The sequence below is a fragment of the Duganella alba genome (genome assembly GCF_009674495.1).
In the GTDB taxonomy this organism is placed as follows: domain Bacteria; phylum Pseudomonadota; class Gammaproteobacteria; order Burkholderiales; family Burkholderiaceae_D; genus Rugamonas; species Rugamonas alba.
The window spans coordinates 222,199-247,851 of record NZ_WKJN01000005.1 but is presented as its reverse complement, the minus strand read 5'-3'; the positions used below and the strand labels follow the sequence as shown (position 1 = coordinate 247,851).

Sequence of the window (25,653 nt, the reverse complement as noted above, 5' to 3'; positions counted from 1 at the left end):
GTATCGTTTTGTTTCTACTGCGCTTTTACACTTACGCGTAACGCTTAAACCGCCTGAATAATCCCGAGAAAATCAGTCGCCTTTAATGCCGCTCCGCCGATCAGGCCACCATCGATATCCGGTTGCGCCATCAATTCTTTTGCATTCTCCGGCTTCATGCTGCCGCCGTAGAGTATCTGCACGGCCGCCGCAGCGGCCGCATTCTTGTTCGCCAGACAGTTGCGCAGGAAGCGGTGGGCATCCTGCGCGATCTGCGGCGTGGCGGTCTTGCCGGTGCCGATGGCCCAGACCGGCTCATACGCCAGCACGATGCGCGCCACCTGCTCCGCCTGCAGCGCATCAAGCACCGCCTGCAACTGGGCGCAGATCACGTCCTCGGTCTGCCCCGCCTCGCGCTGCGCCAGCGATTCGCCCACGCACACCACCGGCGTCAGCCCGGCGGCCAGCGCCACTACGGCCTTCTGCGCCACCAGCGCATTGCTTTCCTGGTGGTAGGCGCGGCGCTCGGAGTGGCCGCACAGCACATAGGTGGCGCCGAAATCGCGCAGCATCGCGGCCGCCACCTCGCCGGTGTAAGCGCCGCTGGCGTGCACCGACAGGTCCTGCCCGCCCCACGCCAGCGCCGTGCCTTCCAGCTCGGCCTGGCACTGCGCCAGGTACGGCGCCGGCACGCAGACGGCGCTATCGGCGCCGAAGTCGTTCAGGCCGGCGACGATGCCGGACAACAGTGCCGTATTGGCGGCGCGGTTGCCGTTCATTTTCCAGTTCCCGATTACGAGTTTGCGACGCATGGCTAGCCTAAAGGTTAATAACCCGCCATTTTAACGCGCGCAAAGAAGCACGGTCAAACAGGCAAAGCGTAGCCCCGGCTCAACAAAACCGTAAATTTACTACGCATTTTACAACGAATTGGCCTTTAGATCACCTGCAACATGATTTTGCCGACGTGCGAGCTGCTCTCCATCAGCGCGTGGGCGGCGGCGGCCTGCTCCAGCGGGAAGACGGTATGGATCACCGGCTTGAGCTTGCGCTCGGCCATCATCGGCCACACGCGCTCCTTGAGCTTTTTGGCGATCGCGCCCTTGAATTCCACCGAGCGCGGGCGCAAGGTGGAGCCGGTGACGGTCAGCCGGCGGCGCAGCACCTGGGCCATGTCGAGCGTGGCCTTGCCGCCGCCCAGCGTGGCGATGATGGCGATGCGGCCATCGTCCGCCAGGCAGGAAACCTCGCGTGGCAGGTAGTCTCCGGCCACCATGTCGAGAATCACGTCGACGCCGCGGTCGTTGGTCAGCGACTTGACGACGGCGCCGAAGTCCTCGGTTTTGTAGTTGATGCCGCGCTCGGCGCCGAGCTTCATGCAGGCCGCGACCTTGTCGTCCGAACCGGCGGTGGCGAACACCCGGTGGCCCATGGCGCTGGCCAGCTGGATGGCGGTGACGCCGATGCCGGAGCTGCCGCCCTGCACCAATAAGGTCTCGCCGGCGCTCAGGTGGGCGCGGTCGAAAACGTTGCTCCAGACTGTGAAGTAATTTTCCGGAATTGAGGCGGCTTCGAGCATCGACCACCCTTTCGGCACCGGTAAAACCTGCTGTATTGGTGCAACAACGTACTCGGCATAGCCGCCGCCCTGCACCAAAGCGCAGACATGGTCGCCGATATCGAGGGTGGTGTAGTCCAGGTCGCCGTCAACGATTTCGCCGGCCACTTCCAGGCCGGGGATGTCGGAGGCGCCCGGCGGCGGCGCGTAATTGCCCTGGCGCTGGAACACGTCGGGGCGGTTGACGCCGGCCGCGTGGACCTTGATCAGCACCTCGCCGGCCTTGACCACCGGCATCGGGCGTTCGCAGAGTTTCAGGACATCGGCCGGGCCGGGCTGGGTGATTTCAATCGCGCGCATGGGGTGCCTTTCAGGGAAAGCACGATTTTACCCCGCACGGCGATCCGTCACAGGACAGCGCCCTCTTGAAAAATTCTCCCGCACGGCGAGCCGCCGCGGGGTCTGACCCCGCACGGGGTCAGACCCCTCTGTCGCTGGTGGGTGGCGAGCGCCGCGAGTCCGCAGCGTCTACTGCGCGAGGGGGATCAGCCGCCGCCGGTCCGCGACTTCTGCGGCAGGGGTGTATTCGGCTTCCACGCCGCCGACAGCGCCTGCCCCTCCTCGATCTGCTCCTGCGTCATGCTCCGCGCCACCTGCCCGCGCTGCTCGGCCGCGTTGGCCGAGCCATTGGCCGCCGCCAGGTTCCACAACATATAAGCAATCACATTATCCTGCGGCACGCCGCCCATGTGATAGCGGTACATCAGCCCCAGCACCTGCTGCGCCTGCGGATGGCCCTGCTCGGCGGCCTTGCGGAACCAGCCCACCGCCTGCTTGTGGTCCTGGATCACCGCGTTGCCGGTGTAATACATGGCGCCCACCACGTACTGGGCGTCGGCCTTGCCCTTGAGCGCGGCCTTGCGGTGCCACTCCAGCGCGATCTTGTAATCCTGCGGCACGCCGCGGCCCATGTAATACATCAGGCCCAGCAAATGCTCGGCATCGGCGTTGCCGGCTTGCGCCAGCGGCCTGATTTCTTTCAACGCCACCGCGTAGTTCTTGTTGTTGTACGCGGTCGCCCCTTCGGCGAATCCTGCCATCGCGGCTTGTTGCCAGCCTAGTGCGACGACCATCGCTAGTATGAATTTTTTCATATCGCGTTATATAAGGTGTGCTTATTCGGTGAGCTTATTTCCAGCTGACTTTGCCCAGGCCGTCAACGCTGACGTTGCGGTTCAAAGGCTTGCCATAAACAATGACCGATCCCAGGCCGCTCAAGTTCAACGTCGCGTTGGCCTTGGCGTTGACGGTGGCGTTGCCCAGGCCGCTCAGGTCGACATCGACCGACTCGGCCTGGAACTGCTGCGCGTTCAGGCTGCCGACGCCGCCAAGGTTGGCTTTCAGCAACTTGCTGCGGCCGCCCAGCGTGATGTAGCCGGCGCCGCGCAGGTCGAGGTCGGCCTCGTCGTTCTCGCTGATCCACAGGTTCATGCTGCCGACGCCGCCCAGGTTGGCCTTCAGCACGCGGTAGTCGCCCACCACCTTCATGCTGCCGGCGCCGTCCATGGTCAATTCCAGCAGCTCGCCGCTGAAACCGCTGATCTCGGTCGAACCGACACCTTCCGACACCACCTGGCGCAGGTTCGGCAGGATCAGCTCGGCACGGGAGGTGGAGCGCCCGACCTTGATGCCGCGCGCCTCGCTTTCCAGGTGCAGCGTGTCGCCGCTCTGCGAGGCGGTCAGCTTGTCCATGTAGCGCTTTTCGCCGGTAATCTTCAGCGACGGCATGTCCCCCTGGCGCAACTTGACATCGATTACGCCCTCGATCATGACCCGCACGACGCGGGCATCGACGGTAATCACGCGCGTTTCAGTGACCTCGTCGGCGGCGCTGGCACGGCTAAACAGGGCACAGAACGCGGCAAACAGCAGGCCGAACTGGAAAAGCTTCTTCATTGTGGAATTCCTCAGATGTTGTTGCAGCTATCATAATCATAATCGGCGCACGTGCGCCACCGGCGCGGATTGCGACGAACTGCACAAATCGGGGACTGGACGACAAATGCGGAGGATGGAGAGCGCGACAGCCGCCGCGCCCGGGGCCCAGTCCGGGATCGCCTCGTCGCAGGTCATGACTGCAGGTAGTCGGCCGACTTGCCCGGCGCCGCCAGGTCGAACGGCAGGTTGTACGGCAGGTTGTACGGATCGCTTTCATCCACCGTGGACAACGCCGGCGAAGCCGTTGGTCTTGGCTAAGGCCACCAGCTTGCCTTTCTGCCTGAGGAAGGTGATAGCGTCGGCCGACGTCGGGTCGCCGTTGCTGGTCACCGCATCCCGCCTTTCATAGTTTGATGTAGATTTTTTTCCGGTCCAGCACATAGCCGACCAGCCAGCAGCCCAGCATGTAAACCACCGCCCACAACAACGTGCCGTTATAGGCGCCGGCCCATGGCCGGAAGACGTGTTGATAGATCCAGTCGAACACCGACAGGCCATCAATCTGATTGATGAAGAACAAGGTCGCCAGCAACTCGCTGAACAGGTAGATAAACAGCGTGTTGCGGCCGAAGACTTCAAAGAAATAGGTCCAGCCGCGCCGGCCGCGCAGGTCGATCACGTACAGCAGCAGCGACAGCACACCGAGGTCAATCGCGATGGCGATCAGCGTGTAGGAACTGGTCCACAGCTTTTTATTCAGCGGGAACACGCTGCTCCAGCACAGCGCCACCGCCGCCAGCACCGCGCCGGCCAGCATCAGCTTGGCGATGGTTTCGTAGCTGGCGCCCAGACGGCGCACCAGCCGTCCGGCGAAGTACCCGGCCAGTACGTTGACGATGGACGGCAGCGTGCTGAGTATCCCTTCCGGATCGAAGGCAATGCCCTCGCCGTGGTACATATGCGCCTCGCCCAGCACCAGCAAATCCAGCTTGCGCTGCGCATTGCCTTCCAGCGTGTAGTCGCCAAAGCCGGCCATCAACGCCCAGTAGCCGAACAGCGCCAGCACCGCAAACACCCACGCCCCCTTCTCGCCGCTGTAATGCAGGATCAGCGACGCGGCGCAATAGCCCAGCGCGATGCGTTGCAGGACGCCGAAGATGCGCGTGCCGGAGAACGGAATCATCGACACGCCGTGATCAAAACTGATGAACGGGAACCAGTACATCAAAAATCCGCACAGGAAAATCAGCGCGGTGCGGGTGAAGATTTTCTTCAACACCGCCGCCTCGCCCATGCCTTCATACTTTTCCAGCGTGAAGGCCAGCGCGGTGCCGACCACGAACATAAAGGTCGGGAATACCAGGTCGGTCAGCGTCAGCCCATGCCACACGGCGTGCAGGAATGGCGCGTAGGTGGTTTCCGGCGTGCCCGGCATGTTCACCATGATCATCAGCGCAACCGTCAGGCCGCGCAGCACGTCGATAGCTTGCGAACGTTGATGCTGTATCTTCATTGAGTCGACTTTCCGTTGGAGTGAGCTTGCAGCAAACATTACCAGCGCCGCAGGTAATGGGCGAATTTCGATAAGTATTTGTTTTATATGGTTTATAGCGTTTTACGCTTACACTTCCTTACGCCGGACCGGCATGGCGCCGGCGAGGCTGCAACAAAACTTCACAGAGCCTTACAAAACGTCGCGCTGCACTGTTGTTTTTCGCTCAAGCCGGCAGGCGGATAATGGCGTTCAAGCCGCCCTCCGGATGGTTTTCCAGTATCAGCTGGCCGTCATGCGCCTCGATGATGCCGCGCGCGATACCCAGTCCCAGCCCCATGCCGCCATCGTTCCGCTCACGGCCGTGCGCCAGCCGTACGTAGGGATCGAACAGGCTGGCGAAGGCGTCTTCCGGCACGCCGGGACCATGGTCGCGCACCGCGATGGTGACCGTGCCCGGCGCGGAATAGGTGCGGATCTCGGCGCGCTGGCCGTAGAACAAGGCGTTGTCCAGCAGGTTGCCGACCGCGCGCTTGAGCGCCAGCGGCTTGGCGCGCACCGTCATGCCGGCGGCCTGCCACGCCACCGTGTGCCCGGCCAGCTGCGCGCTGCGCACCAGGCGGCCCAACAGCGCATCGAGTTTGATCTCGGCCGGGTTCTCGTGGATGTCGCTGTCCTTCACGCATTGCAGCGCGCCCTTGACCATCATGTCCAGTTCATCGAGATCCTCTTCGAACTCGTTGCGCAGCGATTCGTCGTCCAGCAATTCGGAGCGCAGCTTGAGGCGCGTGATCGGCGTGCGCAAATCGTGCGAAATGGAGATGAACAGCCGCTCGCGGTCTTCGATATAACGCTGGATGCGCTCCCGCATGGCGCTGAAGGCGCGCGCGGTGTTGATGAATTCCCGGCTACCGGTTTCAGGCAGCGGCGGCGCGCGCTCGTCCTGGCCGAAAGCGGCGGCGGCGTCGGACAACGCAGCCAGCGGCCGCGTAATCGAACGCACCACCAGCAGGCAAAGCAGCAGCACCACCGCCAGCGACAGGCCTTGCAGCGCCAGCCGGTCCCACGCCAGTGGATCGTTGCCGCTCAAGAAATAAGGATTGGGCATCAGCGCCGCCATATACAGCCAGTTACCAGGCTCGATCTCGGTCTGGATCACCAATATCGGCGCGGGGTCCGGCTTGAGCAGCAGGATGTGCTGCACCCAGGCGTCCGGCAGGTCGGCCAGGCGCACGTCATCGCCTGACACCACCAGCTGGTCCGGCCAAGCAAACGCCAGGTGGAAGCTGGGCGAATGCGGCAAGTCGGTCTTCAACGCGGCGCCGATGGTGTCGATCACGCTGCGCGCCAGCGGGTGCGGCGCAATCTCCCGCACCGGCACATACGATGAATTCAGATTGACGAAGAAGCGCGTGCCGCCCATTTCGCGCAGCTGCTGGATTTGCAGCAGGCGGTAATTGGCCGGCAGGCTGCGGAAGTAGCGGATCGCGCCGGCCGCGCCATTCGCCATGTACAGCGAAGCCGACTGCGCTTCCACCTGCGCCTTGGCGCGCAGCTGACTGGCCCAGATGGCGCTCGCCGTCAGCTGCGTCACCAGCAGGCCGGCCACCATCACCAGCGACAAGCGCCCCAGCAGCGACTGCGGCCACGCCCTGCGCAACCACACCGGCAGGCGTTCGCGCGGCGGCTTATGCATGCGCCATGCTGACGTCGGCCGAGAACACATAACCGGCGCCGCGCACCGTCTTGATCAGGGCCGGCTGTTTGCCGTCGTCGTTGAGCCGCAGCCGCAGGCGGCTGATCTGCACATCCAGGGAACGGTCCAGCGGGCCGGCGTCGCGGCCGCGCGTCTCTTCGCACAAGACACTGCGGTCGAGGATCACGCCCGGATGCTCGACGAAGTACTTCAACAGCTGGAAATCCAGCCCGGTCAGCGCCACCACATTGCCCTCCCCGTCCAGCACCTTGCGCTCCATCAGGTCCAGCGTGAATCCGACAAAACGGTAGAAGCGCGCGGACGGCGTCTCCAGCGCGGTGCGGCGCAGGATGGCCTTGATGCGCGCCAGCAGTTCGCGCGGGCTGTAGGGCTTGGCGATGTAATCGTCGGCACCCAGCTCCAGGCCGACGATGCGGTCGGTCTCGTCGGAACTGGCGGTCAGCATGATGATCGGCACATTGGAGCGCTGGCGCACCTGTTTGCACAGCGCGAAGCCATCGGTATCGGGCAGCATCACGTCCAGGATCACCATCGACAGGTGCTCGGCGTGCGCCTGCAACTCCGCCAGGAAGCTCTCGCCATTGTGCGACAGGATCACCTCGTACTGGTTCTTCTCCAGATAGGTCTTGAGCAGCACGCGGGTTTTTTGGTCATCGTCTACGATCAGTATCTTGCGCACCGGGTACTCCTTGATTACGAAGGTTAAACAGCCGGAACAAGGTGCCAAGGCGGCGTTGCGCCTCGGCCGGCGTGGTCCGGTCGTCCAGAAAATAACGATGTATCTCGGCGATGATGGCGTCGCGGCTTGCTTCATCGGTGGCCATGCGGTGCACCAGGCTTGGTGCCTGCACCGCCGCGCCTTGGGCGAAGGTAGTCCACGACGCGCGCGCGCAACTGTCCATGCGCGACGGATCGGCGTCGCGCCGCACCGGCACGCCGCCCTTGAGCGTATTGAACTCCGCCTGCACCGGCGGCGACACCAGCAGCCGCGCCATTTTCTCCTGCGCCGGCATGTGGCGGTAGTCGCCGGCGAACATGGTCAGCGTGTCGACGCTGTAGAGGTGATACCTGGCGGTGCCCGGCGCGGCGCCGCAGGCGTAGTCTTCGTCCAGCACCATGCCGCGTTCTGCCAGTTCCGGCTTGGCCCAGTCGCCCATGATCATCATGCCGGCCTCGCGCCGCGCGAACTGGCGCACCACGTCCGGCCACACGCGTTCTTCCAGCTGACCGCCGGCCCAGCCCTTGACGATGCGCAGCCGCTCCAGCGCCTCGGCGGTGCGGCGGTCGGCTGCGGCGGCCGGACTGCGGCGCACGAACAGCTCGCGATAGAATTCCGGCCCGCTTTCGGCCAGCACCAGGTTTTCAAACAGCGCGGCCACCTGCCACGCTTCGCTGCTTTGCGCCAGCGGCTGCACGCCGACCGCGCGCAGCCGCTGCGCCGCGTTCTGGAAATCGTCCCACGTCTGCGGCACCGCCAGCCGCAGCTGGGCAAACAGCGCACGGTTGTAATAAAGTGTGTTGATGCGATGGATGCCGAGCGGCGCCGCCACCACATGCTTGCGGTGGGTGATCAGCACCTGGATGGTCGGGAACAGGAAACCGTTCCAGTTGCCGGCGCTGGCGACGTTGTCGATTTCCAGCAGCAGGCCCAGTTCCGCCCATTCCGCCACCGAGACACCGATCATCTGCGTCACTTCCGGCGCATCGCCGGCCAGCACGCGGCTCTTCAGGACTTTGCCGGCGCCGAGGCCCGCGCCGCCGGGGATGGCCGCATCCTTCCACTCCAGGCCTTCATCGGCCATGCGCGCGGCCAGCGCGTTGGCGGCTTTGCGTTCGCTGCTTGAGGTCCACCAGTGCAGCACCTGCAAGGTGGCCTGCGATGCTTGCGGTGCTTGCGGTGCTTGCGCTGATGGCGGCTGAGGCGCCGCCGCCAGCGCGCCGTAATTGAAGGCGCAGGCGGCAGCGGCCATGCCGAAGGACCACGCGCGCCAGAATGACGCGCGCCGTGTGATCGGGCGACAGGGTAGCCAGTCCGGCGACGGCGGCAAGGCTACAGTTTCTGTCGAAGCGATCACTCATTATCCTAATGAAAACAGTGAAATGATTATAACGATGGCTTGCCCTGCTCCTCAAGGATTTTCAATGCGCGCCACCAGGCCCGCGCGGCCGTTGCGGTCGAATGCGGCCACCTGAATCACGCCTTTGTCAGCAATGGCGCCGGTCACCACCTTGCTGCCGGCGGAGGGCAAACTGCCGTCGCTGGTATAGCGCAGCGTGATCCCGGGCAGCACGTGGTTGGCGAGCACGCGGCCGTTTTCCAGCATCAGGCCCGGAGGTGCGATGCGGTACGCAACGCCTGTCTGCTCAAGGTCCAGTCGTGGCAGCACGCGCTGACCGAGGACGTTGACGAAGCCCGACCACGCAGTGCGATGCAGCGCTGCGGCCTTGGCGGCATCGGCCTCCTTGGCCCACGCCGGATCGGGCGCCCAGGCCCGCTCGGCCACCGCCAGCAGGCGAGGCATGACGAGGTAATCGATGCGCAAAGGATCGCGTATGGTTTCGGTGAACAGCGTCGCTTCCAAACCACGGACGTGGCGTTTGCCATAGTCGGTCAGGCTATCCTTGCCGATCAGCGGTGGATTGGCGGTCTTCATGTAGTCCAGCGGGATGAAATCGTAGACCGTGTCCAGTTCCACGTAATCCCCCCAGTTGACGCCCGGTTCTTCTGGATTGGGGTTATACGACATATCCATGTACATCTTGGTCACCGGCGCCAGCACGATGTCGTAGCCGGCGTTGGCCAGGCGGTAGGCCAGGTCTTCCGCGCCCTCGGTATTGTTCCAGACGTAGGCGCTGAAGCGACGCTGCGTGAACAGAGGATTCGGAATCAGCTTGCTCTCGCCGCGCAACGAGGTGACCCGGGCCGCCATCTCTTCCCAGCCGGAGGCATACAGGCCGTGCTTCTTCAGCATGCCGTCGACGCGGTCGTAGAAGTAGTCCCACAGGTCGGCGGTGGTTTCCAGGTTCTGCTTGCGCATCAAGGCGCGGCTGGCCGGCGACTTCTCCCATGCGCCGCGCGGCAGTTCGTCGCCGCCGACGTGGATGGTGTGCAGTGGCGCGCCGGCCTCGCGGTGCATGGCGACGATCTGCGTGATCACGTGGTCGATGAAGGTATAGCTGGATTCCAGGCCGGGGTTGATGACGTGGTCGTTGTACAGCTGCGGCGATTTGTATTCGGACTTGTCGTCGAAATCGTTCAGCAGGTATTTGGCGGCGTCGCGGTTGCCGGCGGCCTTCAGGCGATGGTAGCGCGCTTCCATGGCCTGGACGGCGGCGCGGGCGTGACCGGGCATTTCCACTTCGGGGATCACCTCGATGTGGCGCGCGGTGGCGTAGCGCAGGATGTCGATGTAGTCGGCGCGGGTGTAGTAGCCGGAACCGCTGGCGTCTTTCGGATCGGGGCCGGAGCCGTAGGCTGGCTGCAGGCGCACGCCGGGCTTGGCGCTGTGACCGCGCACCGCGCCGATGCTGGTCAGTTCCGGCAGACCGGCGATTTCCAGACGCCAGCCTTCGTCTTCGGTCAGGTGGAAGTGGAATTTATTCAGTTTGTAGCGCGCCATCAGATCCAGCCACTTGAACACCGTTTGCTTGGTGTGGAAGTTGCGGCCGACGTCGAGCTGGAAACCGCGATAGCCAAAGCGCGGCGCATCGGTGATCTGCAATTGTGGCAGGTCGATGCCGTTCTTCGAAGCGCCCGGCAGCGGCAGCAGGTCGCGCAGCGATTGCAGGCCATAGCCCACGCCAGCCGCGCTATTGCCGACGATGGCGACGCCCTGGCCGTCGATCGCCAACGTATAAGCCTCCGGCGAAGACTGGCCGGGCACGGTGCCAATGTTCAACCGCAGCTGCGGTCCACCCGCCTGCGCGCCAGCGTCCGGCAGGCTGGCCGCGAACAGTTGGCGGGCCAGTGCGGCCTCGTTGCCGAGCACCTTCGGTGCGACGATGGCTGGCGGCGCGGCCAGATGCAGCTTGCCGCTGCCCGCTTGCAGCGACAGCGGCGTCGGGAACACCGGCGGCAGCGCGGCGGCGGGCAACAGGTCGGCGCTGGTGTTGCGGCGATACGTATCCTGCGCCGTCACCACCGGCTTGGCGCCGCTGTTCCCCTTGTCCAGCTGTTCCGGCCGCGTGACCGGCAGCAGCTGATAATCCGCGATCGCCTGCCCCACATCCGGCGCCGCATCGTAGACCAGGTATGGCCCTGCCGGGGCCTTGGCCAGCTTGATCACCAGATCCGGATGCACATAGTCGATATTCAGCGTCTGTCCCGCCGCCACGCCGGCGAATCCCGCCGTCGGCCGGATGCGGAACAGATTCCCCGCCACCTGCTCCAGCACCAGATTGCCCGGCAGCGGCCCGGTGGACACGCCATCCATCCAGTTCGCATACAACGACCAGCCCTGCGCCGGCAACGGCTGCGTATCCAGATTCTCCAGAATCAAACGTGCCTGCGTGCTGCCTCCAGGCGCGCTATCGCTGAACACATTGCGCACCAACTCCCAGCGCAACTTAATGCGCGCGCCGGCCGCCACACCAACCAGCGCTCCCTGCCCGGCCGGCGCAGACGGCGCCGCTGCCTGCGACCACGCCACACCGCCCGACATCAACATCAACGCCAGCACGGCGCTCCTGTACTGAATCTGCATACGCATCGCTCTCATTATGTTGATTACCAGGTCGCGCCGAACCGCACGCCATAAATACGCGGATCGTTATACGACGCCGTCACGTAACCAGGGTCCACCACGCTGGCGTAGTTCTTGGATACGGTCTGCCCCCAATTGCGCACATAAGCCTCAATATGCCACTTCCCGCCCGGCGACACCAGCTTGAGCGCCGCGTCCACCGTGGTGTAGGCTTTCTGCGCATCCGAGATATGCGCATTGTCCAGATTCCGCAGCGTGAAGTACATCTTGTCCTGCCAGCGCGCCGAGATCCATGGCGTCAGCGTGTACTCGCCAAACTCGAAGTCCTGCGACGCGCTCAGGTTCAGCGTGTTGTTCGGCGCATACGGCAGACGGTTACCCGAAATATTCAGCGGGAATTTACCGGCATACAGCGGATCGGTGCCTTCATACGGCGTGCAAGCCGGCGCGCCATACTGCTCGCGGATATTACAGCTGATCGAACTATCCTCGCTATAGGTAGGATACGACTTGATCACCGCCTTCAGGTGCGAATACGCATAGTGGATGTTCGCGCCAGCCCACGGCCGATATTCGCCCTCCAGCTCCAGCCCCGAGATATTCGCCTGCGCCGCATTCTGCGTACCGTAGATCACCACACTGTCGCAGTATGGATTGGTCGCCGTGCACGGCACCTTGGGAATGATCTTGCCGACCGTGACACCGCCAGTCAGCTGCATGTCCTTGTAGCGGCTATAGAACGCCGTCGCCGAGAAGGTCAGCTTGTTGTTCAGCAGCCGGCCCTTGTAACCCAGCTCGAAGTTGGTCAGCGTCTCCGGATTCCACGGCATATTGGTGTAGTGCGGTCCCGGCGACAGGCCGGCGCAATTGCCATTCAGGCCGGTGCGGCAGATATCTTCCTTGTCACTGAATCCGCCAGCCTTGTAGCCGGTGGATAGCGAGGTGTAGACCATATCGCGCGGCGTCAGCTGACGGCTCAGGCCCAGGCGCCACGTGAACTTCTTCCACGAATCCGAATCGCTGCTGATCACCGGCTGGATCGACGGATCGAAACCGGCCGCGCCGTAGTAGCCGCCCATGCCCGGCTTCAGGTCCGAGCTGTTAAACGGTACAAAGCCCGGCGTGCCCGGGATACCCGGATTGTGCAAGCCCTTGAAGTAGATCGCCGGATCGTCGGAGAACGCGGTGTCCCAATACTCGCCGCCGACGTCCTTGCGCGTATCGCGCGTCAGGCGACCGCCAACGGTCAGGTTCCAGGTCGGCGCAAACTCCCAGTCGGCCTGCGCGAAGATCGCCTTGGAATCGGACTGGCGGTCGGCCTGGTGATAGAAGTAGGACTCGGCCGGCAGACCATAAGTGCCCCACGACGCGCCGAGATAATCCTGCGCATAGTCGATCATGTTCTTCTCGTGCATCCAGAACAGGCCGGCCACGTAGCGCAGGCTGTTGTAGCGGCCGCGCAGTTGCAGCTCATGGACCGTGGACACGTACTTGGAAGCCGTGGTGTAAGTAGCGTAATCGTTGAACGGCGACGTTCCCGGACGCGTCGCCAGCTCGCTCTCGATCGGCTGGTAGCCGCTGTCGCTGTCCTGGATCTCGCGCCGCTTCTGGCTGGACCAGGCGGCGTTGTACTCAATCGTGGTGTTCGGACTCACGTCCCATACCAGGCCACTGCGCACCGTATCGATGGTCATGTCCATCACGCCCGGCACGTTGACCTTTACATCCCACTGGCCGCCGGTGCAGGCATACGGCGTGCCGGCCGCCTGTTCGCAATCCTTGATCGGCAAGTCGCCGGCGCCGTTGTTCTGGTACTTCTCGTAGGTCAGGCGCCAGTCCAGGTCCGGACGGATCTTCCAGCGCGCCTGCAGGCGCGCCGCGTATTCGTCCTTATTGGTGTAGAACTTGTCCGCTCCCACCTTTTTGTTGAAACGTTGATCGACGTCCGGAATGATATTGCCGCTGGCGTCGCGTGACGGCACGATGCCCAGCGCCGGAAAGTTCGCCGCGTAGAAGTCCTGCTGCTGGTTGATGTAGCCGTTACGCTGGATCTTCATCGCCGTCACGCGCATGGCGAAGTTGTCGCTGATCGGGATATTCTGCACCGCCGAGATCTGGCGCCCCTTGTAGTTGCTAAGGTCCCCTTCCACCGTGCCGTAGCTGCTGCCGAATTCCGGCTTGGCCGGGATGATGTTGATACTGCCGCCGGTCGAGTTACGGCCGAACAGCGTGCCTTGCGGGCCGCGCAGCACCTCCACCTGATCGAGGTCGAACATCAGCGCCAGCGCCGCCTGCGGACGTGGCTGGTACAGGCCCGCCACGTGCAGGCCCACGGCCGGATTGCCGATCTCGGTGAAGTCCGAGCTGCTGACGCCACGGATGGCGATCTGCACGCCGCCGCTGCCGTCATTGGCCGTGCCCAGTTGCAGATTGGGGATCTGGCCACTGAGGCCGCGCACGTCGGTGATGCCGTCGCGGGTCAGCGTCTCCTGCGTGACGGCGGTAACCGCCACCGGCGTCTTGAGCAAAGAGGTGGAGTGACGGGTGGCCGTCACCTGCACTTCCGGCACCTCGTCCTTGCTGGCCGCCGCGGGGACGCTGTCCTGCTGCGCCCACGCCGTCCCGCCGCCGCAAGCGCACGCGCTGCTGATGGCAAGACTCATCAAGGTCTTTCTCGTCATTGGATACGACATCATCAACTCTCCCGTTTCGTCATTATTGAATTATTTTGCCGCTCACGCGCTGCGCATCACGCCGCGCGTTGCCGCCACCATATTCCCGGGCCGCAGGCGCCGCCGCGCCTCGCCCTGTTCGTCAAACAAATGAAAAGCCGTGCTCTCGGCCGAAAAAACCAGATGCTGCCCAATCTCCACATGGCGTTCGCCATCGCCGCGTATCACCACGTCCTCGCCGCCTTCGCGGGTAACGTAGATGTAGTTGGCTTCCCCCAGGTGCTCCACCACGCTCACATGGCCGCTCAATACTTCCGAGCCGCCGCGCGATTCGTTGATATGTTCCGCGCGCAGGCCCAGCGTGACGCGCGCGCCGGCCGCTAGCCCGCTGCCATCCACCGCCGCGTGTATCAACTCGCCGCTGTCCAGCCGCGCGGTAACGCCGCCGGCATGCGCCTCGGTCACGCTGGCGGCCATGAGATTCATCTTCGGCGAGCCGATAAAGCCCGCCACGAACAGATTGCGCGGTTGCTGGTACAGGTCCAGCGGCGTGCCGGCCTGCTGGATATGCCCTTCGTGCATGACGACGATCTTGTCGCCCAGCGTCATCGCCTCCACCTGGTCGTGGGTGACGTAGACGATGGTGGCGTCCAGCTGGCGATGCAGCTTGGCGATCTCCAGGCGGGTCTGCACGCGCAGCGCGGCATCCAGGTTGGACAGCGGCTCGTCGAACAGGAACAGCTGCGGTTCGCGCACGATGGCGCGGCCGATCGCCACCCGCTGCCGCTGGCCGCCGGACAGTTCGCGCGGCAGGCGCTCCAGCAGATGATCGATCTTCAGCGTACCCGCCGCCTGCGTAATGCGCGCCTTGATGGCCGCCTTGTCCTTGCCGGCCACCTTCAGGCCGAACGCCATGTTCTGGTACACCGTCATGTGCGGATACAGCGCATAACTCTGGAACACCATGGCGATGCCACGTTCCGCCGGTGGCAGATGATTCACCGTCTTGCCGCCGATCTGCATAGTGCCGCCGGTGATGCTTTCGAGGCCGCACAGCATGCGCAGCAGCGTCGACTTGCCGCAGCCCGATGGCCCTACCAGCACCACGAATTCTCCATGCGCGATATCCAGGTCGATGCCGGCCAGGATGTCGCTCCTGCCGTCGTACGATTTGCGCAGCGCTTTTAAACTTACACTTGCCATTACAGGCCTCTCCTTATTTCACAGCGCCGGCCGTGAGGCCGCGTATCAGTTGGCGCGAGAACAGCGCGTACAGAATCAGCATCGGGATCACCGCCAGCGACAGCGCGGCCAACACCGAATTCCAGTCCGTGACGTACTGCCCGATAAACTGCTGCACGCCCAGCGTGACGGTCTTGGTGCGGTCCGATGGCGCCAGAATCAGCGGGAACCACAAGTCGTTCCACGCCGGGATCATGGTGAACACCGCCACCGTGGCCATGGCCGGGCGGATCAGCGGCAGGACCACCTTGAAGAAGATGCTCACTTCGCCGATGCCATCGCAGCGCGCCGCATCCTTCAGTTCCCCCGGCACCTGCCGCATGAATTCGGACAGGATCATCACCGCCAGCGGCAAGCCCTGCGCCGTGTAGACCAGCACCAGCGCCGTCAGCGTGTTGACCAGGTCCAGCTTGACCATCAGCTCCAGGATCGACACCGTGCCAAGCCGGATCGGGATCATGATTCCCAGCGCCAGGAACAGCGTCAGCACACGGCTGCCCATGAAGCGGTATTCCGACAACGCCCACGCCGCCATGGCGCCGAATAGCAGGATGCAGAACAGCGCCGCCAGCGTCACCACCAGGCTGTTGCCGAAATAGAGCAGGAAGTTGGTGCTGGCCAGGACCTTCTGGAAGCCGACGAAGGTCAGCGACTCCATGGTCGGCAAAGCCAGCGGATCGTCGAAGATCGCCTCGCGCGTCTTGACCGAATTAATCAGGATCAGCGCAATCGGGAACAGCGCCAGCACGGTGTACGCCATCAGGGCGCCATGCACCATCAGTCGGTTCTTCATAATGCAAACCTCGTCAGTCGGCGCTGCACGGCGATGAAATACAAGCCAACGCCGGCCAGGATCACCAGGAACATCAACGTGGCGACGGCGGACCCCAGATAGGCATTGCCGACTTGCGCCTGGTAGCCGAAGAAGGTCCGGTAGAACAAGGTGCCAAGGATGTCGGTCGAATAGTTCGGCCCCGCCAGCGCGCCCTTGATCGAGTAGATCAGGTCAAACGCATTGAAGTTGGCGACGAAGGTCAGGATGGTGACCAGGCCAAGGGTCGGATAAATCAGCGGCAGCTTGATCTGCCAGAAGATGCGCATGGCGCTGGCGCCTTCCACGTGCGCCGCTTCCACTATCTCTTCCGGCACCGCCAGCAGCGCCGCGTAGATCAGCATCATCGGCATGCCGATGTACTGCCACACCGAGATCATGGAAATCGCCGCCAGCGCGCTCTCTTCCTCGCCCAGCCACGGCGCGAACCAGTCGGCCAGGCCGGCAAGGCCCATCAGCTTCTCGCCCACGCCCCACAGCGGCGACAGGATCAGCTGCCAGATAAAGCCGATGATCACCACCGACAGCAGCGTCGGCAAGAAAATCAGCGTGCGGTAGGTGCGCGCACCGCGCAGGCCCTTGATGCTGAACAGCGTCGCCAGCAACAGGCCGATGGGATTTTGCAGCAGCATGTGCAGGCAAAAGAACTTGGCGTTGTTGGCCATCGCATTCCAGAAGCCGGCCGACCAGTCTGGGTCCAGCAGCACCGTACGGAAGTTATCCAGGCCGACAAACGACGCGTTGCCGCTGTCGCCGGCGCTGAAGAGGCCTTGTCCCAGCGTCTGCACCAGCGGCATTGCGCTGAAGACGCCGTACACGATCAACGCCGGCGCCAGAAACAGCAACAGCTGCCAGGGCTTCACCGTATTCACCACATGCTTCAACTGTGCCTCCAAGTCCTTGAAAAAAAACCGGCGCCGCGCCCGGCGCCGGTCAAAAAGATCACACCATCATTGGGAGGGATAAGTGTGACGCTACTTTTGCTGTGGCTTGTACCACTTGGCAAAACCGTTTTGCAGGCGGACGGCGGCATCTTTCGGCGCCAGCTTGCCGTTCAGGACCTGCGAATTGACGTTCCAAAGTTCGCTTTCCATGCTGGGCTGGCCGCGGTTCAGCACCTGTGCATTGAAGCGGATGGTGGAAGCGCAGCTGTTGCGCCACTCCGCCATCTGCTTGGCCACCGGGTCGCGCACCGCAATCAGGTGGTGCGATAGCGAGAAGAAGCCGGTCACGCGGTTGGTGTACAGGTCGGCGAATTCCTGCGAGCCCACCCAGGCCAGGAATTTGTAGGCGTCGTCCTTGTTTCGGGATTTCTTGTTGACCCCAAGGCCGATATCCATGTGGTCCGAAATGAAGCATGGGTCGCCCGCCTTGCGCACCGGCGGCGGAAAGGCGCCCAGCTCCAGCCCCGGCGTCTGGCCGAAGTACGAGATGTCCCACGAGCCGGTCGGGTAGATGCCGGCGCGGCCCAGCGCAAACAGGTTCTGGCTGTCGCCGTAGGTCTGGGCGCTGGCGCCGCGCACCAGGTAACTGCCCATGCGATGTTCGAATTGCAGCGCCTCGACAAACGGCGCGTCGGTCAGCTTGGCCTTGCCGGCAATGAGCGCCTTGCGGCCTTCCTCTCCGCGCCAGAAATTGGGACCGATATTGGTATAAACGATTTGGCTCGACTCCCACTGGTCCGCCGTGCCCAGCGCCAGCGGCGTCACGCCGCCCTTCTTCAGCCCATCCAGCACGGCGAAGAATTCGTCCACCGTCTTGGGCGGCTGCAGGTTCAGCTTCTTGAAGATCTTCTTGTTGTACAAAAATCCGTGGATCACCGAGGCCACCGGCATGCAGAAGGTGTCCTTGCTGTCGTCGGTCTGCCACGCCACCATGGACGTCGGCGCAAAGTTCTGCATGCCCGGTTTGCCGTCCAGCTTTTCCAGATGGCCCTTCTTGTACAGCGACAGCGAGACGTCGAACGGACGGCAGGCGATCAAGTCGCCGGCGGTGCCGCCGGTGAGGCGCGCGGCCAGGCTGGAGTCGTACTCGGTCGGCGCGGTCGGCGAAAACTTCACCTCGATACCCGGATAGTTTTTTTCAAACGCGGGGATCAGCACTTTTTCCCACAACGTTTTGTCGTCGACGCGCCAGCTTTCAATCACCAGCGTGCCGGCATGGGCGGCGCTGGTGGAGCACAGGGCAAGCAACAGGGCAAGGCGGCGAATTTGCATGAAGAGGGTTCCTTGTTTTACAACGTTGAACCCATCTTAGCTTGCCTTTTGCGTAACAGCACCTGGCGGCCGGCGAACGCCAAGTCCTTGATTTCATTGGATTGACCTGGCACGCGCATTACATTTCCTAACGCCGCCCGGTGCTTTCCGGCCGCCGCCTGCAACGCTATGCAAGAAATGCTTACAAAACTTAACAAAAAGGTCTGGCGACTGTTGTACAGACGCCTGCCCGGTGGCCGGCTTCCGCGTGGGAGCCGGCTTCTAGGCTTTGCTGCGCACCAGATCGAGCCAGGCGCGCGCGGCGAACGACAGGTGGCCGCCGCGCCGCCAGGCCAGCATCAGCTTCCAGTCCAGCGCCGGCTCCTCCAGCTTCACCACGGTGAACTGGCCCTTCTCCAGGGTGTCGCAAAACACCTTGGGCAGCAGCGTGATGCCGACGCCCAGCCGCACCAGCGAGGCGACGAAGTCCCACTGGCCGCTGCGGCCGCTGATGCGCGGCGTGAAGCCGGCGCGCAGGCAGGCGTCGGCGATGATATCGTTCAGCGCGAAGCCTTCACCATAAAAGATGAAGGCGCTGTCGGCCAGTTCGCGCAGCCGCACGCCGCGCTTGCCGCGCCAGGCCGAATCGCCCGGCGCCAGCAGGCACATGGGCGACGTCAGCAGCGGGAAGGAATCGAACTCCTGCCACGCCGCCTGGTTGGACGGGTGGTCCAGCATGGTGCCCATTTCCAGCACGCCGCTGCGCAGGTCCGCCTCGATGCCCTGCGAGCCGCCCTCGAACAGCTTGAGCTCGATCTGCGGATGGCGCTTGTGGTAGGCCGCCAGCAACGGCGCCAGCGGCGCGTGCGATTGCTGGGTGACGCCGAGGCGCAGGTCGCCGCGCCGCAGCTGCTGCAGGTCTTCCAGCTCGACGCCCATCTCCTCATGCATGGCCAGCAGCGCGCGGCCGCGTTGCAGCACCACGTTGCCGGCGTCGGTCAGCGTGAAGCGCTTGCCGACGCGCTCCAGCAGCGTCAGGTCCAGCGACAGCTCCAGCTGCTGGATCATCTTGCTGACGGTCGGCTGCGTCACGTGCAATTGCTCGGCCGCGCGGCTGAAGCTCTGCTGGTCGACCACGGCGACGAAATAGCGCAGTGCGCGGATATCCATTAACTATTCCAATCCAGAATGATTTTAATAATTTTAATTCATTTTATCTTTTATGCGTCGCGACCTAAAATGGCAACATGAAACGAATTGTCTACACACTGGCGCAGGTTCTGGGGCTGATCGCGGCGTGGTACGCCGCCGACCGCTTTTCAGCCTGGGTTGGTCTGCCCTTCTCCGGCGGCGTGGTCGGCCTGATCATCATGGTCGTGCTGCTGCAAAGCGGCGTGCTGCGTCCTGCCGCCATCGAGCATGGCGCGGACTGGCTGCTGTCGAACATGCTGCTGTTTTTTATTCCGCTGGTGGTGTCGGTAGTGCAGTTCACCGGGTTGCTGGAACAGGATGGCCTGCGTCTGTTCGCCGCCATCGGCATCGGCTTTATCTGCGTGATGCTGGCCACCGCCTTCACGGTGGAATGGGTGTGCCGCTTTGAACGCGGCCGCAAGCTGCGCCGCTTGCGCGACGCCCGGGCGGCAGCATGAAACCGCTGCTGTTCCTGCTGCTGACGCTAGTCCTGTTCTACGCCAACGTGGCCTTGCACAAGCGCTATCCGCGCATCTGGCTGACGCCGGCCATCGCCACGTCGGCGGTGCTGATCGCGGTGGTGCAGCTGTCGTCCACGCCCTTCCCTGTCTACTTTGGCGACACGCGCTGGCTGTCGTGGCTGCTCGGCCCGGCGACGGTGGCGTTTGCGCTGCCGATCTACCAGTACCGGGAGCTGGTGAAGGAACACTGGCTGGCGCTGTCGCTGGGCAGCGTGGCCGGCATCGTCGCCTCGCTGGGCAGCACGCTGCTGCTGGACCGCCTGCTTGGCCTGCACGGCAGCATGGCACAAAGCCTGCTGGCACGCTCCGTGTCGACGCCGTTTGCGCTGGAAGCCACGCGCCACCTGGGCGGTTCGGCGCAGTTGACCGGCGTGTTTGTGATCATCACCGGCCTGTTCGGCATCCTGCTGGGACAAGTGCTGCTGGCGCGCCTGCCGCTGCGCATGCGTATCGCGCGCGGTGCGCCGTATGGCGCGGCGGCCCACGGCTTCGGCTTGAGCAAGGCGCGCTCCATCGGCCCGCAGGAAGGCGCAGTCGCCAGCCTGACCATGATCTTCAGCGGTGTGCTGATGGTGCTGCTGGCGCCTTTGTTAGGCCACATCCTTACCAGCGCATGACCGCGCGCACCTGCGGCAGCAGGTCGTTGACGATGCTGATGTTCTGTTCCCTGGTCGGATGGCCGTCGGTGGCGTCGCCGGGATAGCCGGTGGACGCGATGGCGTGCACGCGCTGGTCGTCTACGCGGCGCACCGTCTCGGCGATATAGCTGCGTAGCGCCACCTGCTTTTCATCGCGCAGGATGCCGCCTTCGGTCAGCATGATCTGTGCTTGCGGATGGTCTTTCAGCAGCGTGCGCACCAGCGACACATAAGCCTGCACGTACTGCTCGCGCTCCGGTATGCCAAGCGTCATGTCGTTGGTGCCGATGGCGACCAGGATCGCGTCCGGACGATACTCGCGCTGGTCCCATTTCACGGCGTCGCTCAGCGTGGGAATGGTCATGCCGTAGAACTCGGCCAGATTCAGTTCATTCGTTTTGCCGTCGTATGTGCGAATCAGGCCACGGCCGCCGTAGCACACCAGCTGCACCTGCGAGTTGAGCTGCTGCGCCATCAGCATGCCGTAGGAGGCGCGCGGATCACTCCATGCCGGCGTGCTCTTCTCGCCGGCCACGCGGTCTATCGACGCGCCGCAGGTGACGGAATCGCCCAGCAACAGCAGCTTGCGGGCCGGCAGTTGCGGCGCCGCGCTCCATTTACCATCGGTATCGAAGGCCAGCAGCGTGGCGATGCCTTGCCAGGTTTCGGTGCGGTTGACGATTTGCGCCGTGTGTTTGCCCGGCGCCAGTCCTTGCGCCAGCACCAGCGTTTGCGCGCCTTTGTCGAGATGCAGTTTGCGCGCGGCGCCGTCCACGATCACGTCCAGGTAGTTTTGTTCGCCGCTGGCCTGCACGCTGGCGCTCAACCACGTGCCCTCGAAGTTCAGGAAGAAGCTCACGCCGGGATAGCTGAATCGCACGCCGCCGTCCGGCCGCACTTCCATCCGCCCCATGCGCGCCACATGCGGATCGGCGGCGGCAATCTGCGGGGTAGCAGCCCGCCCCTCGAACTTCTGCGCACGAACGTTGACGCCCAAGACCAGCAGCAACAGCAGTAAAACACTCTTCCACCACGAACGAAAGGGTCTGACCCCGCACGGGGTCAGACCCTGGCCGCAGCGATGTGCGGGTTTCACATCACCGCCTGATCGCATGCAAACGATCCGCATACTCCTTAATCAGCAGCAGCGAAGTCACATCGGAATCGAACACCGAATACAGCCCCTGCTCTTCCTGCGGCGGATCACCGACGAAGTCATTCCCCGGCTTCCACCAATAATCCGCATTGGCCGCGCGCCCCGCGCCGCCCCACGCCCAGAAATTAAAGCCCGCAATCGGATCACCCTTCTCCGCGCGGGTGGCAATGATCTCAAACACCTCCCGATAAAAGCGGTCGCGAATCCTGGTCGTAGCCTTGATGCTGAACGACGGCCCATCCCGATCCAATCCAAACTCTTCCAGCACAATCGGCTTGCCCAGCTTCGCAGCCAGCTCGATATGCGAATTCAGATAATCGCGGCTCTTGGCAATGGCGTTATCCCAGGTGCCGACAGGATTATTGGAATCAAACCAGCTCCAGTTCTTCGGCCATAAATGATAGGTCAGATAATCGATATTCCTGGTGCGATGCGCATCGAGATACAGCTGCGCATCCTGCGCCGAACCAGCCAGGCCTTCGCTGCCGCTGCTGACCAGATGATTCTTGTCCAGACTATGAATGTAGCCCGCCACCTCATCAACCCACTTGACGTAGACAGCCTTCTCTTCCGCCGTCGCCTTGCCGTTGCCCGGACGCGGCTCGTTGGCCAGCTGCCACGACAGGATGTGCGTATCCTCGGTATACGGCTTGCCGGTGATGGTGTTGACGCGCTTGACGATCTTCGCAATGACATTGCGATACTCCACCTGTGCGGCGGCGTTGCGGTAAAAACCCGCCGTCTTCCGCATATAGGTGTCGTAGTCCCTGGTCACGTTCGGGTCCAGCGCCGGCGTGCCTTCGAACCAGTTCAGATACTGCGTCATGCCGCCCGACCACTGCCAGAAGTTGTTCAGGTAAAGCACCACGGTCATATCGCGCTTGGCCACTTCCGCCATCAGGAAATCCAGCCCGGCCAGCAGATTTTCATCGTACTGCCCTGGCGCGCTGGTGGTGGCCGGACTGACGGCGCTCTTCATCTCCGTCTTTTCGGACACCGCCAGCACGCGCAGGTTGTTGATGCCGATGGCCTTCATGTTATCCAGCTCTTTCAGCAAGCGTGCGCGCTCGCCCACGCCGCTGGCCGCGCCCAGGTAGCCGCCGTACCAGAAATTGGCGCCGGCGATGTAGTAAGCCTGTCCCTTGCGCGCAAAGTGCGTCTTCTTGACGGTGACGAAATCGCCGCTGGCGGCGGGCGCCGCCCCCACCATGCCGCAGGTGCCGATCATCAGCGCGGCGGCGCAGAATTTGTAGAGCTGTTTCACGCCGCACTCCTGTACATACCTGCGTATTTGACGCCGAAGTAGAGGATAAAGGTGTAGCAGGCCGCCGGCACGAAGAACGACCATTGCAGACCGATGGTATCCGCCAGCAGGCCTTGCGCGAACGGCACCAGCGCGCCGCCCACGATCGCCATGCACAGGATGCCGGAACCCTGGCCGGTCTGCTTGCCCAGCTTGTGCAGCGCCATGCTGAAGATGGTCGGGAACATGATGGAGTTGAACAGGCCCACGGCAATGATCGACCACATGGCCAGCTGGCCGCTGCCGAAGATCGCCAGCAGGATCAGGATGATGGAAGCGGACGAGTTGAACGCCAGCGCCTTGCCAGGGCTGACGTAGCGCATGACCACAAAGCCGATGAAGCGGCCGACCATGGCGCCGCCCCAGTAGTAGCTGACATAGTGCGCGGCCGAACTGGCCGGCAGGCTGGCGACATTGGCCTCGCCCAGGAAGTTGATCAGGAAGCTGCCGATGCTGACCTCACCGCCCACGTAGAGGAAGATGCCGATGGCGCCCAGCAGCAGATGGCGATGCGCCAGCACGCTGGTTTCGACCGACGACACCACGCCGTCGTCCTCGGTGTGGCTGATTTTCGGCAGGCGCACAATGGCGAACAGCACGGCCAGCGCCAGCAGCGCGGCGGCCAGGGCCAGGTATGGCCCCTGCACCGCAGCGGCCTCCTCGGCCTTGCTGCGCACCAGGCCGGCGATGGCAGGCGCGCCTTCGGACAGGATCAGGAAACCGCCCAGCGCCGGCGCAATCGTCGTACCCAGCGAGTTGAAAGCCTGCGTCAGCGTCAAACGGCTGGACGCGGTGGCCGGCGCGCCGAGCACGGTCACATACGGATTGGCCGCCACCTGCAGGATGGTGATGCCGCTGGCCAGCACGAAGAACGCCAGCAGGAACAGCGCATAGCCGCTGGTCGACGCCGGGAAGAACAGCGCGCAGCCGGCGGCGGCCAGCACCAGGCCACTCACCGCGCCGCGCTGGTAGCCGATGCGGCGGATCAGCATCCCGGCCGGCAGCGACACGATGAAGTAGGCGCCGAAGAAGCAGAACTGCACCAGCATCGCCTGCACATAATTGAGCGTATAAATCGATTTAAGATGCGGAATCAGCACGTCGTTTAGCGACGTCAGCAATCCCCACATGAAGAACAACAGGGTGATGATGATCAGCGGGACGGTATTGCCGCTTGCGGTATGGTCGTGCGGGCGCAAAGTTGCGGGTGCAACGTGTTCCATCGATGTCTCCTCGTATGGTTTTTATCTTAATAATTCTGCATGCCGGCTGCGACAGGGTCAAACAACAAGCGTTTTTTGGGCCTAGTTTAGCAATCTTCACTAAACAAGCAGGAAGCGGCGCGACACGGCGCTGGCGGCCGCCAGATCGCCCCGGCCCTGCGTGTTTAGTAAATTACGCTAAACTCCAAGCGAAATTTGATGTGTCGTTTGACCGTCAATAGACGCTTATGCAAGACTTCATTCACACCGGAGGAGACACCAATAATGGGCACCAACATCACGATCAGGGATATCGCCCGGGTCGCTGGCGTATCGGCGGGAACGATTTCACGCGCACTGAAAAATGAACCCGGCCTGACCGAAGCAACCCGCCAGATGGTGCTGGAAACGGCACGCGGTCTGGGTTACGATTTTTGCAAGCTGCGTCAAAAGCGGCTGCGCCGCCTGACCTTCCTGCTGCATCGCCAGCACAATACCGCATCCAGCAGCCCGTTCTACTCGCCGGTGCTGCACGGCGCGGAGGAGGCCTGCCGCAAGCAGGGCATTGTGCTGTCGTTCATGGCGGTGGGACCGGCCGACGGCCTGATCGACCAGATCCGCATGCACGCGCCGGACGGCATTGTCTGCGCCGGCTTCTTCGAACCTGAAACCCTGAGCGCCCTGCGCTCGACCGGCAAGCAGTTGGTGCTGATCGACATGAAGCTGCGCGGCTACAGCTCCGTCAATCCGGACAATATGATGGGCGGCTACATGGCCACCAAACATCTGATCGACACCGGCCGCACCCGGGTGGGCTTCATCTCCGGCCCGCTGGCCCACTACTCCATCCGTGAACGTGCGCGCGGCTACCGCCAGGCGCTGTTCGAGGAAGGCATCCTGGCCGATCCCCGGCTGGAGGCCGGCCTGCCGGACGGCGTCGACCTGGAAACCGGCGCATGGGAAGCGATGGAGCAGCTGCTGGACCTGCCGCATCCACCGGACGCGGTGTTCTGCTACAACGACAGCGCGGCACTGGTGGCCATGCGCTGCTGCATCGCCAGGGGATTGAAAGTCCCGCACGACATCGCGATCGTCGGCTTCGACGACATCTCGACCGCCGTGCTGGGACACCGTCCGCTGACGACGCTGCGCATCGATAAAAAGGCATTGGGCGCGCTGGGCGTGGATATGCTGCTCAACGGCCCGCACGACGAGCCGGTGGAGAAGGTCTCCCCGGTCGAATTAATCATACGCGCCAGCACCGTGACGGACGGCTGGCGACCGAAAAACCTGGTAACTTTCAAACGGACCTGA

General features: G+C 63.3%; 21 protein-coding genes. 3 read left to right on the top strand and 18 right to left on the bottom strand.

Annotated features, from left to right (window positions below; all coding sequences use genetic code 11):
- Positions 1–44: 44 nt before the first annotated feature.
- From tpiA to GJ695_RS07160, 15 genes are all read right to left on the bottom strand, one after another.
- Positions 45–791 carry a triose-phosphate isomerase gene (gene tpiA / locus GJ695_RS07230; RefSeq protein ID WP_154363319.1) on the bottom strand — a complete coding sequence of 249 codons (747 nt, stop codon included), beginning with the start codon at positions 789–791 and terminating at the stop codon, positions 45–47.
- Positions 792–916: 125 nt separating this feature from the next.
- Positions 917–1,897 carry an NAD(P)H-quinone oxidoreductase gene (locus GJ695_RS07225; protein WP_154363317.1) on the bottom strand — a complete coding sequence of 327 codons (981 nt, stop codon included), beginning with the start codon at positions 1,895–1,897 and terminating at the stop codon, positions 917–919.
- 185 nt (positions 1,898–2,082) lie between these two features.
- Complete coding sequence (locus GJ695_RS07220; RefSeq protein ID WP_154363315.1) at positions 2,083–2,691, bottom strand: tetratricopeptide repeat protein; 609 nt, start codon at positions 2,689–2,691, stop codon at positions 2,083–2,085.
- Between the two features lie 34 nt (positions 2,692–2,725).
- Positions 2,726–3,493, bottom strand: coding sequence for a GIN domain-containing protein (locus tag GJ695_RS07215; RefSeq protein WP_154363313.1), 768 nt, complete (start codon positions 3,491–3,493; stop codon positions 2,726–2,728).
- Positions 3,494–3,878: 385 nt separating this feature from the next.
- Positions 3,879–4,988 carry an acyltransferase family protein gene (locus GJ695_RS07210; RefSeq protein ID WP_154363311.1) on the bottom strand — a complete coding sequence of 370 codons (1,110 nt, stop codon included), beginning with the start codon at positions 4,986–4,988 and terminating at the stop codon, positions 3,879–3,881.
- Between the two features lie 205 nt (positions 4,989–5,193).
- The gene (locus GJ695_RS07205; RefSeq protein WP_208023373.1) at positions 5,194–6,663 is read right to left on the bottom strand and encodes an ATP-binding protein; all 1,470 of its coding nucleotides are present in this window, start codon (positions 6,661–6,663) and stop codon (positions 5,194–5,196) included.
- Positions 6,656–7,363, bottom strand: a complete 708-nt coding sequence (locus tag GJ695_RS07200; protein WP_166455065.1) for a response regulator — start codon at positions 7,361–7,363, stop codon at positions 6,656–6,658. Before GJ695_RS07200 ends, GJ695_RS07205 begins: the two co-directional genes overlap by 8 nt.
- The gene (locus GJ695_RS07195; protein WP_166455064.1) at positions 7,335–8,759 is read right to left on the bottom strand and encodes an ABC transporter substrate-binding protein; all 1,425 of its coding nucleotides are present in this window, start codon (positions 8,757–8,759) and stop codon (positions 7,335–7,337) included. The genes GJ695_RS07200 and GJ695_RS07195 overlap by 29 nt, the downstream gene beginning before the upstream one ends.
- 54 nt (positions 8,760–8,813) lie before the next feature.
- Positions 8,814–11,393, bottom strand: a complete 2,580-nt coding sequence (locus GJ695_RS07190) for a family 20 glycosylhydrolase (RefSeq protein ID WP_154363305.1) — start codon at positions 11,391–11,393, stop codon at positions 8,814–8,816.
- Positions 11,394–11,410: 17 nt separating this feature from the next.
- A complete protein-coding gene (locus GJ695_RS07185) occupies positions 11,411–14,050 on the bottom strand; it encodes a TonB-dependent receptor (RefSeq protein WP_229260363.1) in 2,640 nt (879 codons plus the stop codon).
- A gap of 72 nt (positions 14,051–14,122) precedes the next feature.
- Positions 14,123–15,262, bottom strand: coding sequence for an ABC transporter ATP-binding protein (locus GJ695_RS07180; protein WP_154363303.1), 1,140 nt, complete (start codon positions 15,260–15,262; stop codon positions 14,123–14,125).
- Positions 15,263–15,275: 13 nt separating this feature from the next.
- Positions 15,276–16,094 carry a carbohydrate ABC transporter permease gene (locus GJ695_RS07175; RefSeq protein ID WP_154363301.1) on the bottom strand — a complete coding sequence of 273 codons (819 nt, stop codon included), beginning with the start codon at positions 16,092–16,094 and terminating at the stop codon, positions 15,276–15,278.
- Positions 16,091–16,930, bottom strand: a complete 840-nt coding sequence (locus GJ695_RS07170; RefSeq protein WP_371866507.1) for a carbohydrate ABC transporter permease — start codon at positions 16,928–16,930, stop codon at positions 16,091–16,093. The genes GJ695_RS07175 and GJ695_RS07170 overlap by 4 nt, the downstream gene beginning before the upstream one ends.
- 177 nt (positions 16,931–17,107) lie before the next feature.
- Entirely contained in the window at positions 17,108–18,349 is a 1,242-nt protein-coding gene (locus GJ695_RS07165; RefSeq protein WP_154363297.1) for an ABC transporter substrate-binding protein, read from the bottom strand.
- Between the two features lie 261 nt (positions 18,350–18,610).
- Positions 18,611–19,498 (bottom strand): LysR substrate-binding domain-containing protein, encoded by an 888-nt coding sequence (locus GJ695_RS07160; protein WP_154363295.1) that lies wholly within the window; start codon positions 19,496–19,498, stop codon positions 18,611–18,613.
- 77 nt (positions 19,499–19,575) lie between these two features.
- Between GJ695_RS07160 and GJ695_RS07155 the strand changes: the two genes are divergently transcribed.
- A complete protein-coding gene (locus GJ695_RS07155) occupies positions 19,576–19,977 on the top strand; it encodes a CidA/LrgA family protein (protein WP_154363293.1) in 402 nt (133 codons plus the stop codon).
- Positions 19,974–20,657 carry an LrgB family protein gene (locus GJ695_RS07150; RefSeq protein WP_154360397.1) on the top strand — a complete coding sequence of 228 codons (684 nt, stop codon included), beginning with the start codon at positions 19,974–19,976 and terminating at the stop codon, positions 20,655–20,657. The genes GJ695_RS07155 and GJ695_RS07150 overlap by 4 nt, the downstream gene beginning before the upstream one ends.
- Here GJ695_RS07150 and axe2C read toward each other — a convergent pair.
- From axe2C to GJ695_RS07135, 3 genes are all read right to left on the bottom strand, one after another.
- Positions 20,644–21,687 (bottom strand): bifunctional acetylxylan esterase/glucomannan deacetylase AxeC2, encoded by a 1,044-nt coding sequence (axe2C, locus tag GJ695_RS07145; protein ID WP_229260361.1) that lies wholly within the window; start codon positions 21,685–21,687, stop codon positions 20,644–20,646. The two genes, GJ695_RS07150 and axe2C, sit on opposite strands and share 14 nt — an antisense overlap.
- Positions 21,688–21,775: 88 nt before the next feature.
- A complete protein-coding gene (locus tag GJ695_RS07140; protein WP_371866506.1) occupies positions 21,776–23,098 on the bottom strand; it encodes a glycoside hydrolase 5 family protein in 1,323 nt (440 codons plus the stop codon).
- Positions 23,095–24,360: a sugar MFS transporter gene (locus GJ695_RS07135; protein WP_154363288.1), complete on the bottom strand. Its 1,266-nt coding sequence runs from the start codon at positions 24,358–24,360 to the stop codon at positions 23,095–23,097. Before GJ695_RS07135 ends, GJ695_RS07140 begins: the two co-directional genes overlap by 4 nt.
- Before the next feature lie 264 nt (positions 24,361–24,624).
- Here GJ695_RS07135 and GJ695_RS07130 point away from each other — a divergent pair, with 264 nt between their 5' ends.
- Complete coding sequence (locus tag GJ695_RS07130) at positions 24,625–25,653, top strand: LacI family DNA-binding transcriptional regulator (RefSeq protein ID WP_154360400.1); 1,029 nt, start codon at positions 24,625–24,627, stop codon at positions 25,651–25,653.

Bases quoted from the DNA above. Each gene is read 5' to 3' on its own strand.
- tpiA (WP_154363319.1), bottom strand. From the start codon at position 791: ATGCGTCGCAAACTCGTAATCGGGAACTGGAAAATGAACGGCAACCGC.
- GJ695_RS07225 (WP_154363317.1), bottom strand. From the start codon at position 1,897: ATGCGCGCGATTGAAATCACCCAGCCCGGCCCGGCCGATGTCCTGAAA.
- GJ695_RS07220 (WP_154363315.1), bottom strand. From the start codon at position 2,691: ATGAAAAAATTCATACTAGCGATGGTCGTCGCACTAGGCTGGCAACAA.
- GJ695_RS07215 (WP_154363313.1), bottom strand. From the start codon at position 3,493: ATGAAGAAGCTTTTCCAGTTCGGCCTGCTGTTTGCCGCGTTCTGTGCC.
- GJ695_RS07210 (WP_154363311.1), bottom strand. From the start codon at position 4,988: ATGAAGATACAGCATCAACGTTCGCAAGCTATCGACGTGCTGCGCGGC.
- GJ695_RS07205 (WP_208023373.1), bottom strand. From the start codon at position 6,663: ATGCATAAGCCGCCGCGCGAACGCCTGCCGGTGTGGTTGCGCAGGGCG.
- GJ695_RS07190 (WP_154363305.1), bottom strand. From the start codon at position 11,393: ATGCGTATGCAGATTCAGTACAGGAGCGCCGTGCTGGCGTTGATGTTG.
- GJ695_RS07185 (WP_229260363.1), bottom strand. From the start codon at position 14,050: ATGAGTCTTGCCATCAGCAGCGCGTGCGCTTGCGGCGGCGGGACGGCG.
- GJ695_RS07180 (WP_154363303.1), bottom strand. From the start codon at position 15,262: ATGGCAAGTGTAAGTTTAAAAGCGCTGCGCAAATCGTACGACGGCAGG.
- GJ695_RS07175 (WP_154363301.1), bottom strand. From the start codon at position 16,094: ATGAAGAACCGACTGATGGTGCATGGCGCCCTGATGGCGTACACCGTG.
- GJ695_RS07170 (WP_371866507.1), bottom strand. From the start codon at position 16,930: ATGCCGCTGGTGCAGACGCTGGGACAAGGCCTCTTCAGCGCCGGCGAC.
- GJ695_RS07165 (WP_154363297.1), bottom strand. From the start codon at position 18,349: ATGCAAATTCGCCGCCTTGCCCTGTTGCTTGCCCTGTGCTCCACCAGC.
- GJ695_RS07160 (WP_154363295.1), bottom strand. From the start codon at position 19,498: ATGGATATCCGCGCACTGCGCTATTTCGTCGCCGTGGTCGACCAGCAG.
- GJ695_RS07155 (WP_154363293.1), top strand. From the start codon at position 19,576: ATGAAACGAATTGTCTACACACTGGCGCAGGTTCTGGGGCTGATCGCG.
- GJ695_RS07150 (WP_154360397.1), top strand. From the start codon at position 19,974: ATGAAACCGCTGCTGTTCCTGCTGCTGACGCTAGTCCTGTTCTACGCC.
- GJ695_RS07135 (WP_154363288.1), bottom strand. From the start codon at position 24,360: ATGGAACACGTTGCACCCGCAACTTTGCGCCCGCACGACCATACCGCA.
- GJ695_RS07130 (WP_154360400.1), top strand. From the start codon at position 24,625: ATGGGCACCAACATCACGATCAGGGATATCGCCCGGGTCGCTGGCGTA.